Origin of the sequence: Faecalibacterium prausnitzii, from assembly GCF_003324185.1 — a bacterium.
In the GTDB taxonomy this organism is placed as follows: domain Bacteria; phylum Bacillota; class Clostridia; order Oscillospirales; family Ruminococcaceae; genus Faecalibacterium; species Faecalibacterium prausnitzii.
In genome coordinates, this window is record NZ_PXUP01000004.1 from 54,154 (window position 1) to 68,733 (window position 14,580).

Consider the following 14,580-nt stretch of genomic DNA (forward strand, 5'->3'; position numbering starts at 1 on the left):
TCTCCTATTTCTTTATTACACGCTTCGCTTTCTCCAACAAAATCGTAGGATTAAACTGATAATACAGCAAATCAATTACTTCAAGACTACCCATTTTATTGAGTGTATGTACACGTCGATAGTTTCTTTTACTATTTATGGTCATGTCAGAGACGGAATAAGTACCAATTTCTTTTTCCTGCAACGTCTCGCCATCAAAGGAATCTAATTTGCACAAATGTAAATACTCACCATATACTCTGCCGCATTCCTGCAAAGCATGATAGATTCCATTATCATATTGAATAAAATTACCAGCCGGTCGCTTATCCACATAGTTTCCCTTAAGTGCAGCAAGTTCTGCCTTCCATGTATTTGTATCAATTTTGAACAACACATTCTTTTTTTCCGGAAGTTTCTGTCCAACAGCGTACATAATATTGTCCTCTGTCTTAACAAAGACGGTATCCACAACCGCAATATCATCATACAGAACAGACTGCAGTTCCCATTTATAAGGGAAATCTACTGCTTTATAAAGTCGCAGCTGATTAGCTTCGCTGGTTTCCGGCATCATATAAATATCGTTTTTAAATTTAAAAGTATTAGGAAACGACATATGGAATGGTTCATTAATAATTTCTACAAATCCTTTATTATCCTGAAGGTCAATTACACCGATCGTTCCTTTTTCACCGTTAGCATCATCCATTATTTCTACAAAAATATATTCCCGACCCTTTTCAACAAAAGGAAAGGAATCCGCATACCAACGATGTAATGTTGGCTCCAACACTTCAAACGGCTGAGTATTATCAAAATGTGTAGCCTTATCATTAACATGCCGATAGCCAACTGCATAAGCTCCTTTATAGAAATTATGCAAAAACTTCTTTATTTTCTTTTTCATCTTTCCTGCTCCTCCATAAGAATACTATCATACAAGCGATTAACCTGTACAACATATGTTGCATAACTATAATCCGCACATTTGAAAGAGTCTCTTATGTTTTTTTGGAACCTATCTATAACCGTATCTTCCAATGAAATCCGAATTTTTTGTTTCAGAGCCTCTACATTACCTGTATCATAAATTAAACCATTTATGCCATCCGTAATAGTTTCCGTAGCGGAAGTACAATCTGTAACAATACACGGCAACCCTGCTGACAAGGCTTCTGGGATGGTCAATGGTGATCCCTCGTTACAGATAGATGGGAACACCAGAGCTCTGGCTGTCTGATAGTATTTTGTCAGCTGCACACTATTAACCCAGCCGACAAACTCTATTTTAGGATATTTCTGCTTTAATGTATCAACCAACGGACCCACTCCCACAACTTGTCCGCGAATGTCGACGTTTTTCTGTACTTCTGTAATAGCTTTACAAAAATCCTCTACACCCTTTTCTTCTGATACTCTTCCCGCACAAAGATAAATATTGCTACAATGATGATTCATTACCATCTGATCTGATAAGTCGATGGGATTTCTCAAGTAATGAAATTTTGTCGACTTCAAATATGGCTGTGACAAAGTTAAAATTCTATTAGAGATATATGCAAAATGAATGTCCTTAGCGTTTTTTACATATCGATTTTGAACTGACTGTCTCATACAGCGCCAAATTTTTTGAAAATAGGAACGTTTGTCACAATTACAGGATATACATTTCCAACTCAACGGCTCTAAATGACAAAGCTCTTTCTTCTGATAATTAAAAAAGCCTCCATTTGGACATACCGCAAAGTAGTCATGTAATGTAATGAGAACCGGAAAATGCATATTCTGAGCAACAGCAACAACAGATACTGATAAAGCTTTGCTCCACCCATGGATATGAATAACCGTATGCTTTGGATCTAAATCCGATAACAATTTTGCGAATTCTGTTTTTGCCTGTCCATTCCAAATGCCATACAGACTTGCTTTAATTTTATTTTTATTACTAGCAATGTGTGGTGTATCAATGCAAACCACCTTGATAGCTTCGTTAGATTGCAGACATTCATCAACTTCTGCATTTGCGGCAAAATAAATCACTTTATTATCTGGATTCTTTGCCAATTCAACTGCGCTTTGAATAGCAATTTTTGCAGCACCTCCGCTGATAACTGCCTTGTCATAAACCATTACAATTGTTTTTTTCATATCTTCTCTCGTTGTTCTACAGTTTTTTTATGATACGATATTTCAGCCATTCTGGAATATGATTTTTAACAATGCTCTTTATAGTTTTTTGAGGAATCATCCTTTCAACAAGATCACTCTCATTCAAGCTATATTTCATCTTACAGTTAGCATCTGTACTTTTAATAATACTGGAATTGCACGCAACAACGGTTTCATATTGAGATTTCTTCTTTCGAATTGCTGTGTCTGGAATATCTTCAAATAAATGCTTGCCTTTATCACTATATATCAAAACAGCAGATGCACCATACTTCGCATTAAAGTCAGGATGTGCTTTTTCAATTCCCCAAAAATCACACAGCAGTATATCTCCTGTGTGACCAGCACCTTTATATTTGCAGTGATAGCATGTATCTCTTAGTGTTTTTCCTTTCAAAAAAGCAGCATAAAACGGGTCTTCATTGGAATACTTATAATACTTTCTTCCAGTCATATCTTCAAATGCAAAAGTATAATGCTCTCCTTTTTTATGCTTCACTTTATTTCTGAATGTATAGTTTACAATTTTAGTATTATATTTTTTTTTCAAGCCAATCAATATATCTTATAAATAGTCCGGGAGCTGGAACACCGTGGCATGCCACTTCTACAGTATATAAAGAATCGAAACCCTTCCCCAAATAAGATTTAAGTCCTGCTATTTGGCATCCTGTTCCACTATATAAAACAGGCACATTATTCTTCAATAAATCTTGTACCTCTTTAAATGTATCTGCTGTGTTCGATTGAATATATTTTGATTTTTGAATGCTGATCAGAGCATCTTTCTGAGTTACCTTAATATGTTTTATATGGAAATCCTCATTCCATGTACAACCAAATACAACACCATTTTGAGATAGGATTTGTCCTGCTAGTAGCGCAAACACACCACCTGATGTACTTTCTATCAAGTTTTCTTTTTTAATATCTGTCGCTGCCCAAACTTCAATTACTTTGTTTTGAGAGTAAGACTTCTTTTTTTCTGGACATACAGCTACACACAGACCACATGACACACACCCGCCGCCAATCTGAGGAATCAGAAAGCCTCGATCATTTTCGACCATCCGGATACATTTTTTTGGACATTTCTGATAACAAGCACCACAACCATTGCAGGATTCTTCACTTATATTTTCTAAACTATGCTTCATCACTCACACCTTTTAAGCATGTATTTAACCATTCTCTAGACGCAGATGCATTTATTTTCATTCTCCTATGCAAGGCTTCCCAGTTAAAATCATGCTTTTTATCAATATCCTGAATTTCAGACACCATACAATCTTCACACCCATATGTTTCCAGTAAAGTGTAAATTCTGGAATTTTGGGATTTAACACTCGCATCATCGAATCTTTTCGTTACATAAAAATCCTTTTTGAAAATAAGCGAAAAAATGCTGCCATGAAAAGAATCAGTAACTACTGCACATGAATTCTTAACCAGTCCAAGCCATTCACACGGACCAGCATTCTGAATAATTGTGCCGTTAAATTTATAGTGTTCTTTTTGAGTTGGAACCAAAACAAGTTCACAATTATATTTCTGAGCAACTCTATTTGCGATTTCTTCATAAGATTTCTTGCTTGACAAAAAATAAGCAAAAACATATCGCCCATTTATGCGAGGACCAACAGCAAGCTCATTCCATTCCTCATATTCTAATAGAAGCGTTGGATCCACATTCATGGGCACATTTTTTCCTGTCAATGTTTTGACGATTTTTACGCCTGTCTTTTCACGGACGGAGATCTCAACAAATTTCTCCAGATACTCCCGAATAATTTTCATCTTTTTACTAGGAATTTCACTGACACCAAAACTACAGGCATACGCATATCTGCGTTCATTCTCAGACAAAAAGTTGAAATAGTAAACTGGGTTTAGAAGCATTGGGGACCAAATTTGATCCGATCCGCATATATAAGCATCATATTTTCCTGATAATTCCGTCAATTCATTTGGTTTTGAATATTGTTTGGTTAGATTAAAGTTTTTACTCAGAAACTGTTCAAAGGCTTTATTCCTTTGGCATAACAATTCTGGCTGTCCCTGTTTTTTGCTCAAATACCCATCAAACTTTTCCTTAAACAAAGAAAAAGAATTATGACATTTGATTAGATTCTTCGCTTTTTCTATCGCAGAAGGTTTATAGTTAATATTACTAACATCATATCCTTCTCTCTTTAAAAAACTCTGTAATGCATAGGCCTGTAGGAGGGTTCCATAATTTCCGTTATACAGCCAGGTCAATATTGCTATTTTCATTATTTTAATCCATTTCTTTATCGAATAATTTGCTATGTTCTTCAGAAACCCTTCGCGCATTGAACCTATTATGCACATCTTCCAGACCTTGTGCTATTATCTTTTCCTTTAGATCTTTTTCTTTATAGATTCGTAGCACAGCTTTACTCGCTCCAGCGGCATCATCCACTTCAACCAGCAGACCGTTTTCTCCATCCTTGATTATATTGGGAATGGCATCCACTCTGCTCGCTACAATGGGTTTACCTGCCATCATATATTCAGGAAGTGCTAGTCCGAAGCCCTCCCATCGGCTCAACAAACATGCAACATCAAAAAGCTCTACATAACTCATTGGGTTATCAACCCAGCCGGTAATATGTAAGCTGTCCGAGAATCCATTGTCTGCCGCATACTTTCTAATATCGGATTCCTGATCTCCGTTACCGACAATAATAAAGTGTGCATTGGGAACTTTTTCCTTCACCTGTTTTGCCATCTTAACAAAGACATCCGGTGCCTTTTGAGGACTTATTCGTCCAACCATACCAACAACAAATGCGTTTTCTGGAATGTTCAGGTCTCCCCTTTTAACTGTACCATGCACACCATTTTCATAGGCCTCGATATCCACACCGTTAAAGATAACTTGCAGCTTTTCCTCTCTGCAAATCTTTTTATCCAATGCAGACTGCTTTTCCGCTTCTGAAATGCAGATAATCTTATCACAGAATGGAGCGGCAATCTTTTCAATAGCTGTGTACATTGCCTTTTTCTTCGCAGAGCATCGCATGTTAAACGCCCATCCATGTGGGTTATATACACAACAATTTTTTATACCGATATCAGCAACACGAGCAATGGCTCCAGCTTTACTAGAGTGAGCATAAACAATATCAGGGTTATACTTCTTTATCAGTGCTCTTACCTCTTTTATGGCCTTTAAGTCAGTCCTTCTAATAGCTCTGGTCATCTCAATTTGTTCAAAAGAATCAAGCAGTCCTTTGTAATCTTCCTCATGGAAATCCTGTGAGCAAACTAGTATATTCTCGAACTTTTCTTTATCCAAATACTTGAGAAGCATTCGGATGTAACGGTCCACGCCGCCTGCAGCCTGCGCCACATGCAGTATTCTGATTTTATTCTTCCTCATCCCTCAAACATTCCTCGTCACTTTTCCACAAGTCTATGTAAGCCTTTTACTCCCCACGCCCCAGCAGGCACACCTTAAACGTCTTAAAAATAATTTTCCAGTCCACCCAGAAGCTGCGCTCCTTGACATACTTCACATCCAGATCCATCCACTCCTCAAAGGAGAGGTCGTTGCGGTGCGGGGCGATCTGCCAGTAGCAGCTCAGGCCGGGGGTCACATACAACCGCTGCTTTTCATAGTCGCCGTACTGTTCCACTTCGCGGGGAAGTGCCGGGCGGGGGCCAACGATGCTCATATCGCCCTTCAGGATGTTCCACAGCTGCGGCAGCTCATCGATACTGGTCTTGCGGATAAATTTACCCACACGGGTAATGCGGGGGTCGTCCTTGATCTTGAACACAGGACCATCCATCTCGTTCTGATCCAGCAGATCGTCCAGCTTTGCCTCTGCGTTGGGGCACATGGAGCGGAACTTATAGAACTTAAAGGGCTTTCCGTTACGTCCGATGCGCTCCTGACTAAAAACAGGCCCTGCGGACGGGTCATCCACCACAATGGCGATGGCCGTAGCCAGCATGACAGGCGACAGCACCACCAGTGCCACAGAAGATAAAATAATATCCTGCGTCCGACGCCCAATCCAGTACAGGCGATGGTCGCGCAGATTTTCCTTGCGGTTAACTTCAACTTCCTTATCGATTCCAACAGTATTCGTAGCCATTTTTTCTCCTCACATAAATCCTTGTCTATGCACTTCTTATCGTCATTCGTTTTATCGCAATTTTCAGAAATAGTGCCCTATCAACACGGCATATTTGCGATATGCAGTTTGCGGATGCTGCTTGCGCCTTAAAAACACAAACTGCTATAAAGTAATCCCTTTAACTCACACCGTTCCCGCAAGCACCTTCCTTTTAGATAACCGTTCCTCTTTTCCTAAAACCGGCAGACCGTTATTCCTGATCTCCGGGTAAGCAAAAGCCCTCGGACGACAGCTTCGCCCAAGGTCATTTCAACTGCAATGTGGCCGTAATGAAAGCCAGAACGTCATGCTGCAGCTCAAGCGCCGCATGCACATTGCTTCCAGTATGCAATATTTCACATTTTTGTAGAACCTCAACAAGCCCACTTCATTTTCACCTTTGCGCATCACGCCAGCAAGGGAAACAGCAGTGGGCTTTTTATTTTGGTCTATCATTCGGGTTTCCTTATGATCTATCACATGATTATTCGCAAACAGACATAAGCCCACAGGATTCACCTCCTTACCGCAATCAAGGCGTATCCTTCCATCTCAAAACGGAAGATACCAGTTCTTCTACGTGGCCGTCTGAATTCTTTTATTATTCTATCATGGTTATATCTGGGAATCAATAGAAATCCGAGGAAATGTATCCATCCATGTTTTAGAAAAAAATGCGATTCAGCCAGAACTTTTTTGCACATTGCCCAGTTTCGCATGAAAGCTCCAGATGAAATCATCGATGGACAAAATGTGTGGTCATATAGTTGTCCAAGGCGCTGGAGAGTGCAGTCAGGTGTGATAGCCGCTCCGATGTAATGACAGCCGTTAAATAGAACGCGCCCCTCGCGCGGAAAAGCCAGTTCATGCCGTCACATCAGTCAGGAGTTCTGACGAGGTATATCGCACAGTACTACACAATTTTTATCCTCTCCCCTGCTGCCCCTATTTATATATAGGTACAATCAGCATCCCGTCACTGCAGCTACCACCCGCTCTAAATCGGGCTATTTGTTCGCGCAAAAAAGCCCCTGCCGATCACATTTCTGTGAAAGACAGAGGCCGATTTTACAGCAATGAATCCGTCATCGTCTGATAAACGCTGTCCGCATTTTGCTCTACGCTCTCATTTATAATCTGCACCAGCATCTCCGAAAGCGCAGTTCGTTCGCCCGGAGCGGTGTTCAGCACGATATCCTGCAGAATGTCCCGCAAGATTTTTTCCCGGTCTGGGGAGATAAGACAACTCCGCTGTTCTAAGGAAAGGGAGCCCGTCTCCGGGTTTTTAATCACCCCGCCCCCTGTTGCGCCGGTTCTTGCGTAGAGGGTCTGCAAAACATACCCCTGCACACTCATGTTTTCGGCTGCAGCAGACTGGCGGATTATTGCCCCCATCTCCTTGGAGGGTCGAATCATGATGTTGTCCTGGCGCCGATTATATTCTATATTTGCCCTGCTGTGCGCTTCTTTTGTTGCCATAAATACACCTATTATAGTAAATTTTTGCAATACCAGTTAATTGGTATCATTGTACATTTTCCGCAGAGATAAACCAGTTAACGTTGTTTATTATGTCAATAGACGCAAGTCCAGTTAACTGGTATACTCATGCCATCGGGAACACCGGTTCTCACATCCGACCATTCACCCAACGATTTGAAGAGAGGTACACGCATGAGTATCAACGTTTTACTGACCCTTGTCGAGCAGTACAAGGAGGCCGCCCAACTGATCGAGGCCGCACAGGCTGAACAGGAGCAGCTGAAGATCCAGATCCGCGAGGCACTGGCTGAGCGCTCCACCAACTATCTGGAAGTAGGCTGCCATAAAGTCCGCCTGTCTGATTTCTCCAGCACCCGACTGGACAGCAAAGCCATCAAGGCCGTAGCGCCCGACCTGTACGACCAGTACAGCAAAACGGTCACCGGCACCCGCCTGAGCATCACCTGAAAAAGAAAAGCCCCATACAGCGCTCCCTGACCAAAGTTTGCGTTGTATAGAGCTGCCGTACACCCGCTGGGGCGGGCTACACCAATATTATACCTGTCCCGGCCTTTTTTATCAAGAGAAAGGTTCGAAAAATCATGAAACAGACTGTCAAAACCTCCCGCGCTGCCGGTCAGCTGGAAAAGATGTTCCGCGAGCTCAACAAGCACTACTTTGCAGGCAAACTGCCCGAGCCCATCATCAGCCTGAAAAAGCCCCCGTCCGCCTATGGTCATATCACCTGTTCCAAGGTCTGGCAGGCAGGCGGTGAAAACAAGTACGAGATCAATATTTCGTCGGCTACCCTTGACCGTCCTATCGAGGAGACCGCTTCCACCCTGCTGCATGAGATGGTGCATGAGTACTGCATGGAGACCGGTATCAAGGATACCAGCAACAACGGGGTCTATCACAACCGGCGCTTTAAAGAGCAGGCCGAGGCACACGGGCTGACTGTCGACCACCACGAGAAATACGGCTGGACCATCACGAGCCCGTCCGAGGAGCTGTTGGACTTCATCATCTTTCAGGGCTGGCAGGACATCCAGATGGGTGAGCGGCTGGCGTGGTCGGATATGGCAGGCACCGGAGCAGGCAGCAAGGCACCTGGCAGCAGTCAGACCGGCGCACCCAAGCCTCCCAAGGCAAAGAGCAGCACCCGGCGGTGGGTATGTCCCAAGTGCGGTACCATCATCCGGAGCACCAAGGAAGTGCGGGTCATCTGTGCGGACTGCATGGAGCTGTTCGTGAAGGCTGACTAATCACAGCAAGACAGAGAGCGAGGGCACGAGTGAGAGTAGTGCTATATATAAAATTACAGGAGGCTCCTCATGGATACTTATAAAATCGCTATTGACACCTTTCTTGCCGAGACATCCGAGTGCAAAGCCAGTGGGTGCGCCGTTTTTTTCGGGGCAGACATCGCATTTCAAGACATCCAGCTGCACACGCACCGGAACAAGTCAGAGCTGCATTTCATGGCCGGACACACCATGCTTTCCATCCCCCTTGCCAGCATCCTGAGTATCGAAAAGCTGGTATTGCGGGATATCCAGTCCATCGAGTATGAGATCATCACCAAAGAAGGCGGCACCATTACCCTTGACGTTGTTTAAAAATGCACCCGTAAAGACAGAGATTCGCCGGGCTGTGAGAGGACGCCCATTATTTAAAGGAGAGCAGCCATGACCATTATATCAGAACGTTTGCAGCACCTGCGCCTGACGCACGGCTATACCCAGACCGACCTTGCCCGAACTATGGGTGTGACCCGCCGGGCAGTCTACGCATGGGAGCACGACAAATGCCCCGAGATTCTCCATCTGATCCAGCTTGCCCAATTCTATCAGGTGTCGACCGATTATCTGTTGGGGCTGACGGAGTGAGGTGCTCCCCGCCACCGGAGGCCTTACCGGATACTTTTTGCCTGCTATAGTGCGGTCAACCATCAGTCCGCGCGACGGCAGCCACAACGCTCCATATTTTTAACAGCACACTTGTAAGTCCATCTTATCGGACGCATCGTTTGGTAAACTTTAGATACATCAAAACAAACACACTTCAAAATATCAGGAGGATAATATTATGGCAGGCGCTTTTTCGTTATTTTTAGGCATGTTGGGTCTTGGTGCAGTCAGCGCGGGACAGAACGCAAAAATCAAAAAGGCAGATTATCAGTATGGCGAGGAGCATGGCCTTCACGGCACCTCTGAGGTCCTGCAAATGCGGGAGCGAGTGCGTAAAGAATGGTGGAGCATCTGCGGCAAAACCTACAACGCATGTGAACGGCCTGCATCGAGTTACGGCGACCTCAGCAGAACCCCGTGGTGCTATCTGAAAAAACGTTGGTTCATTGATCATCTGAACAAAAAGGGCATCCCTTATGATGATCTGGTCGTGGATGATGTTACCGGCGTTACCTTCTACGAGAGCCAGAAAAGGACGTCCCAAGCCTATATGAGAAAGCTGCGGTAATAGACATCGCGCCCATCGTCACCACTTCTATCAGCAGGAGGTAAGCTTATGGCTGAAAATAAAATCTTGGTGCAAATTATCGATCATGAGAACGGAGATTCCGTGCTAGGACAAGACTACTTTGCATCAAGAGAAAAAGCAGAGAAGTTCAAGCGGATCTCAGACCGCGCATATGGCAAGCTTCTTGGTGAAGGTCAAACCAGAATCACCACCGAGATCATTGAGCGCTGACACCAACCACCATTTCCTATAGCACATCATGCAGCAACAGAGCTCTGCCGCTCAGACACGAGTAGCAAGGCTCTTTTTTGTGGTATTCGGTCAAGAAGTAAACTTAAAGAGCGGCGTTTAATATCAGACAGCAGATATCCCGGCGGATTTGCGGCTCGATTATTATTTTCACCACTTTTGAGCATACCCTATTTGTGTCGTGAAATGCGACGGAATTATGAGCGGACTTTGATTCCAGTCATAAGGTCTGTCAAACACATCTCCACTTGTGGCGAAAGTCCAGAATTGAACCACGGCGCACATTTTTGAGCACCGTCTACATCTCCCCAAAATTGGGGACACCTCTCTTGATTGGGTCAGTCTAAGTGACCTCACTCCAATTTAGACCGTTGCCGGTGCGTACTGTTTGGCACAGGGTCTCATACGGCAATCCCATCAGCGAACAAAGCATATCTTGATCCATTGAGCTCGACTTTCAATTTGAAAGTTGAGGTCGGAAACCACACGCAGACCGCCTTGATCCGCTTTCAACTTTGGTCAAACTGACCACTGTTGAGGGAGGAATCACGAAGGTACGTAAAACAACGGTGTACAATATGCGTGGCGTCATGGAAATCTGCCATCTGTCACGAGCGCAACAAAGACAGTCTTGATAAGTCTTCAAGGGGATTTCAAATTGAAACCGCCTCCTTGAGTCATGTTTCAGGGTGGTCGTGGAATGCGACTCCCTTTTGGCAGCTTAAAATTCAGCCACGAAACGGTGTCCACAGTGTAGACGCCCTTGTATTATACGGTAACACGATATATTCCGTTCGAGGTGTACTTTTTAATTGTATCAATCCAGATAGAATCACACTGCAGCAGATGTTTTTCTCAACTATTTGAGATATTTCACTCTGATCAAATCGTCGCCCATTTCTGATATACGTCCTATTGGTGAAGGATTGATAAAGAGGAAGGTATTCGCTGGCGCTCATACCATTTAGATCAACTCCAATCTTGAAAAAGCTCACAGGTTCGCTTAGTCAAGATTTCCGTTGGCGTGATCATGTTAACCGAGCGTTTCTGTCCCGTCCTCATGCTTCGGCCGTTCAAGAAGCACTCGGCTAACACAACCACGCAAAAAATCAAATAAAGAAGTCGAATACAGAGCGGTACCTGTGCGCATATTTTTCACTTTGTTATACAGTTTAGTGAATTTTGTGCGCATTTTACTGCTTTGTGACCCACCAAACGTTCTTATTTCGCAGTTCTCCACTTGTTGCGCGCTTTTTCTGTAGATCGTATCCATATTGCTGCAACCATTGACGCGCAAAGGTATAGCTTGGCAACGATTTTTCAGCGTGTCCATCTGCCTTGTTGTAGATGTGCCCCAGCTCAAAGAAGATCTTCTGCCAGTCTTGATAGTAGCGTTCCTCATTCAGATGGTCATCCAGATACTCAAGCAGTGGCGGCGGTTCAAGGCGTTCAACTTTCGCAAGCAGGCTTTCATCGATCTTTTTCAGCAGCTCTGTCTGATACCCCTGTTCGAGCATTTGCAGCAGGAAAACACGTTCTACACGAGCCTGCAAGGTCGCACGTTTCCGCCAGCAGTATTCACCTTCCCGTGGATCCAGAACGACTGTATGGCTTTTTTTCAGTATTTCCACTGTTTCAGGCTGATGCAGGTATGTCTTCCATGCCTTCCTATCATCAAACCATTTCCGATATGCCTCGACCGGTTCCAGCTGATACTTCTCGATTTTTTTAAGTTCCCCTTCCAGACGTTCTTTGGGGTAATGCAGCAAATACACCGCGCAGGTATCCCCCTCATCCAAGGGACGTTTGCGGCCAAGGATCTGTGCATTAACGAGCGGGTTCCACAGTTCACTGACAATATATTTCAGCGCACGGTCTTTCATATCCACACCATTATAGAGGGTCGTTGTGGTCAGTGTGACCTGATGCTGCAGAACATTGCCCACAAGCACATCATCCAGTTTGTCAAACTCCTCCGCTTCCTGACGGTATTTGGAGCACAGGCACGCCACATCCTCTATGCCTTCTGCCTTCAGAGTGTCCCGCAGTTTTCGCAGCTTGGCGATGGTATTCACAAAAACGAGGATCTTTTCTCCCGGCTGTACCCGGCGGATGATATCCCGCTCGTCATCGTCACGGTAGAAGAACTTCACGCTTGACACAAACCGATAATCCATCGGCAGACGATAATGCTGCCCCTCTGGAATCATTTTCCGCAGCTTCCAATAATCAAAGAAGGGGCGGGCGGTTGCGCTCATAAAGATGCAGGTCTTCGTTGTCCACAGCTCTTTAATAGCCTCATAGCTTGCATCCACATGATCGTTGAAGCTGGCATCGGTCACCATGTAGTGATACTCGTCTGACACGATATAATCAAACGATCTCAGATAAGTTTTGGCGGCATCTTCATTCCTTTGCAGGAAGGTTTCCAGCCACTGGTATGTTTCAACACAGATGGTGTGCTCATACTTGTTATCTATGGCGGGTTTGTTGACAATTCCTCCAAGCGCGGGATCATAGTCCTCGTAGGATACCTCTATACTCCCCAAACGGTTCACATCGCGCTCGATCTGGTTGCGCAGAGCTTCGCGATTGCACAGAATCAGGATACGCTTACGATGTTCATATGCCCACGGCAGCAATGTCTTCAGAATAAAATAGGTCTTGCCGGAGTTCGTGCCCGCATCAAGCACCACGATTCCATGCCAGTTCTTGTAATCCTCACCAACAAGATCTGTGATGTACTGTTTTGCAGGCTGTGGAGTTGCCCCGGCGTTTTCCGGTTTTTCCTCCGGCACAATGGGATCAAGCTGTTCATCGGCCTCCTTTTTCTTTTTGCGAGAGGCCTTAATACAATCCAGAATCTCCTGCAGTTTTTGCTGTCGTTCTTCTTCCGTCAACGAGGCAGGGTCAATGTGCTGCTCCTGCTCATACTCCCGTTGTGCCTCAGCCAGCTTCAGGTAGAAACCATCGAATGGCCAGCGCTTCTCTTCATCACTCATATTGATCCGCGTCTCCTTTTTTGATTTCACTATACCATATCATTTCGTTTTGCTCAAGGGACATTGACCCATTTTTACTTTCCCTCCCCCTTCCCCATCTTGATCTTATCTCCGTGGCGATTTTTGCGGGTCAGCTGCTCTAGGGGATTCAGGGCGTCATAGTTGGCTCTCAGGTCGTCCGCATACAGTGCCACATACCGCCGGGTCATGGTAAGGTCAGCGTGTCCCAGAAGCTTTTGCAGACGGAACGGGTCGCCGCCAGCTTGGATATACAGTTTGGCGTAGGTGTGCCGGAACAGATGCATAGAGGTCTTCTCCACGCCTCTGCTATGATTATAATTCCAAATCGCATTGCCGAGCGAATTCAGGGTCATCTGGTTGCCATACTCCGAGACAAACAACGGGGCTGTAGGGTCGCCGCTGCGATGCTCCAGATACTCCTCCATGATCTTGACCAATGCCTTGGAGAGCGGTACGATTTGCTGATTACGTGCCTTCATGTGGCGAAAAAACACTGTCCCGGCGGAAAGGTCCAAATCTCCGATCTGCAGGTTGAGCAGCGTGGACGCACGGCAGCCGGTACCAAGCAGGAAGTTGACAATGACCCAGTTGCGGTATTCGGCAAAGGAGCAGGTCTTGCAGTCCGGTTCCTTCAATAGCTTCTGTAGCTCGTCAGTGGTGTAGGGTTCCTTGATCGGATCATCGGCACGCACCAGTCTGATCGGATACTTTTCCAGATAGCCCTTTTCCATGCACCAGTACAAGAACGCACGCACCATACGGAGGTTCGTATTGATGGTCGTATCGTGAAGCTGCTGGTCCTTCATATAGAAGATATAGTCCTCTACCGTTTCCTCTGTGATGGTATGAATGGGCTGCTCTGTATCCCCCAGAAACCGAAAGAAACTTCTGCCCTTTGCGGCGTAGAAGTCGAGCGAGCCTTGGGAGAGGTTCTTGAGCCGATTGTACTTTTGGAACCTTTCAAATGCCTGTTGGATAGTGGGATTTGCCTTGGCAGCGGGTCTTAAATCACGGTTACGCACGAGAGAGACTCCTCCTTTTTTCGCGAA

Annotated in this window: 16 protein-coding genes; 6 read left to right on the plus strand and 10 right to left on the minus strand. The window is 44.7% G+C overall.

Annotated features, from left to right (window positions below):
* Positions 1-4: 4 nt before the first annotated feature.
* From C7J97_RS03970 to C7J97_RS04005, 8 genes are all read right to left on the minus strand, one after another.
* Complete coding sequence (locus C7J97_RS03970) at positions 5-889, minus strand: glucosamine inositolphosphorylceramide transferase family protein (protein WP_113992093.1); 885 nt, start codon at positions 887-889, stop codon at positions 5-7.
* On the minus strand, positions 886-2,130 hold the full coding sequence (locus C7J97_RS03975; protein ID WP_113992094.1) for a glycosyltransferase family 4 protein: 1,245 nt from the start codon (positions 2,128-2,130) through the stop codon (positions 886-888). Before C7J97_RS03975 ends, C7J97_RS03970 begins: the two co-directional genes overlap by 4 nt.
* A 16-nt stretch (positions 2,131-2,146) precedes the next feature.
* The gene (locus C7J97_RS15465) at positions 2,147-2,650 is read right to left on the minus strand and encodes a Coenzyme F420 hydrogenase/dehydrogenase, beta subunit C-terminal domain (RefSeq protein WP_278320568.1); all 504 of its coding nucleotides are present in this window, start codon (positions 2,648-2,650) and stop codon (positions 2,147-2,149) included.
* Between the two features lie 34 nt (positions 2,651-2,684).
* Positions 2,685-3,308, minus strand: a complete 624-nt coding sequence (locus C7J97_RS15470) for a 4Fe-4S dicluster-binding protein (RefSeq protein WP_113992096.1) — start codon at positions 3,306-3,308, stop codon at positions 2,685-2,687.
* Complete coding sequence (locus C7J97_RS03990; protein WP_207657558.1) at positions 3,298-4,485, minus strand: polysaccharide pyruvyl transferase family protein; 1,188 nt, start codon at positions 4,483-4,485, stop codon at positions 3,298-3,300. The genes C7J97_RS15470 and C7J97_RS03990 overlap by 11 nt, the downstream gene beginning before the upstream one ends.
* Positions 4,430-5,557, minus strand: a complete 1,128-nt coding sequence (locus tag C7J97_RS03995; protein WP_113992098.1) for a glycosyltransferase family 4 protein — start codon at positions 5,555-5,557, stop codon at positions 4,430-4,432. Before C7J97_RS03995 ends, C7J97_RS03990 begins: the two co-directional genes overlap by 56 nt.
* Before the next feature lie 46 nt (positions 5,558-5,603).
* Positions 5,604-6,278: a sugar transferase gene (locus tag C7J97_RS04000; RefSeq protein ID WP_113992099.1), complete on the minus strand. Its 675-nt coding sequence runs from the start codon at positions 6,276-6,278 to the stop codon at positions 5,604-5,606.
* Positions 6,279-7,367: 1,089 nt separating this feature from the next.
* Entirely contained in the window at positions 7,368-7,778 is a 411-nt protein-coding gene (locus C7J97_RS04005; protein ID WP_005926614.1) for a hypothetical protein, read from the minus strand.
* A 195-nt stretch (positions 7,779-7,973) separates the two neighbouring features.
* Between C7J97_RS04005 and C7J97_RS04010 the strand changes: the two genes are divergently transcribed.
* From C7J97_RS04010 to C7J97_RS04035, 6 genes are all read left to right on the plus strand, one after another.
* Entirely contained in the window at positions 7,974-8,249 is a 276-nt protein-coding gene (locus tag C7J97_RS04010) for a hypothetical protein (RefSeq protein ID WP_005926617.1), read from the plus strand.
* 134 nt (positions 8,250-8,383) lie between these two features.
* Positions 8,384-9,046 carry a SprT-like domain-containing protein gene (locus tag C7J97_RS04015; protein WP_113992100.1) on the plus strand — a complete coding sequence of 221 codons (663 nt, stop codon included), beginning with the start codon at positions 8,384-8,386 and terminating at the stop codon, positions 9,044-9,046.
* A 69-nt stretch (positions 9,047-9,115) separates the two neighbouring features.
* Positions 9,116-9,400, plus strand: a complete 285-nt coding sequence (locus tag C7J97_RS04020; RefSeq protein ID WP_005926623.1) for a hypothetical protein — start codon at positions 9,116-9,118, stop codon at positions 9,398-9,400.
* Between the two features lie 69 nt (positions 9,401-9,469).
* Positions 9,470-9,670 (plus strand): helix-turn-helix domain-containing protein, encoded by a 201-nt coding sequence (locus C7J97_RS04025; protein ID WP_005926626.1) that lies wholly within the window; start codon positions 9,470-9,472, stop codon positions 9,668-9,670.
* A gap of 199 nt (positions 9,671-9,869) precedes the next feature.
* Positions 9,870-10,259, plus strand: coding sequence for a hypothetical protein (locus C7J97_RS04030; RefSeq protein WP_005926629.1), 390 nt, complete (start codon positions 9,870-9,872; stop codon positions 10,257-10,259).
* Positions 10,260-10,307: 48 nt separating this feature from the next.
* Entirely contained in the window at positions 10,308-10,490 is a 183-nt protein-coding gene (locus C7J97_RS04035; RefSeq protein WP_015538374.1) for a hypothetical protein, read from the plus strand.
* Positions 10,491-11,701: 1,211 nt separating this feature from the next.
* Here C7J97_RS04035 and C7J97_RS04040 read toward each other — a convergent pair.
* On the minus strand, positions 11,702-13,510 hold the full coding sequence (locus C7J97_RS04040; protein WP_113992101.1) for a DEAD/DEAH box helicase family protein: 1,809 nt from the start codon (positions 13,508-13,510) through the stop codon (positions 11,702-11,704).
* A gap of 74 nt (positions 13,511-13,584) precedes the next feature.
* Entirely contained in the window at positions 13,585-14,553 is a 969-nt protein-coding gene (locus C7J97_RS04045; RefSeq protein WP_170126630.1) for a tyrosine-type recombinase/integrase, read from the minus strand.
* Positions 14,554-14,580: the final 27 nt, after the last annotated feature.

What these genes read in the sequence shown, in the direction of transcription:
- C7J97_RS03970 (WP_113992093.1), bottom strand. Translation starts at nt 889, where the DNA reads ATGAAAAAGAAAATAAAGAAGTTTTTGCATAATTTCTATAAAGGAGCT.
- C7J97_RS03975 (WP_113992094.1), bottom strand. Translation starts at nt 2,130, where the DNA reads ATGAAAAAAACAATTGTAATGGTTTATGACAAGGCAGTTATCAGCGGA.
- C7J97_RS15470 (WP_113992096.1), bottom strand. Translation starts at nt 3,308, where the DNA reads ATGAAGCATAGTTTAGAAAATATAAGTGAAGAATCCTGCAATGGTTGT.
- C7J97_RS03990 (WP_207657558.1), bottom strand. Translation starts at nt 4,485, where the DNA reads ATGCGCGAAGGGTTTCTGAAGAACATAGCAAATTATTCGATAAAGAAA.
- C7J97_RS03995 (WP_113992098.1), bottom strand. Translation starts at nt 5,557, where the DNA reads ATGAGGAAGAATAAAATCAGAATACTGCATGTGGCGCAGGCTGCAGGC.
- C7J97_RS04000 (WP_113992099.1), bottom strand. Translation starts at nt 6,278, where the DNA reads ATGGCTACGAATACTGTTGGAATCGATAAGGAAGTTGAAGTTAACCGC.
- C7J97_RS04005 (WP_005926614.1), bottom strand. Translation starts at nt 7,778, where the DNA reads ATGGCAACAAAAGAAGCGCACAGCAGGGCAAATATAGAATATAATCGG.
- C7J97_RS04010 (WP_005926617.1), top strand. Translation starts at nt 7,974, where the DNA reads ATGAGTATCAACGTTTTACTGACCCTTGTCGAGCAGTACAAGGAGGCC.
- C7J97_RS04015 (WP_113992100.1), top strand. Translation starts at nt 8,384, where the DNA reads ATGAAACAGACTGTCAAAACCTCCCGCGCTGCCGGTCAGCTGGAAAAG.
- C7J97_RS04020 (WP_005926623.1), top strand. Translation starts at nt 9,116, where the DNA reads ATGGATACTTATAAAATCGCTATTGACACCTTTCTTGCCGAGACATCC.
- C7J97_RS04025 (WP_005926626.1), top strand. Translation starts at nt 9,470, where the DNA reads ATGACCATTATATCAGAACGTTTGCAGCACCTGCGCCTGACGCACGGC.
- C7J97_RS04030 (WP_005926629.1), top strand. Translation starts at nt 9,870, where the DNA reads ATGGCAGGCGCTTTTTCGTTATTTTTAGGCATGTTGGGTCTTGGTGCA.
- C7J97_RS04035 (WP_015538374.1), top strand. Translation starts at nt 10,308, where the DNA reads ATGGCTGAAAATAAAATCTTGGTGCAAATTATCGATCATGAGAACGGA.
- C7J97_RS04040 (WP_113992101.1), bottom strand. Translation starts at nt 13,510, where the DNA reads ATGAGTGATGAAGAGAAGCGCTGGCCATTCGATGGTTTCTACCTGAAG.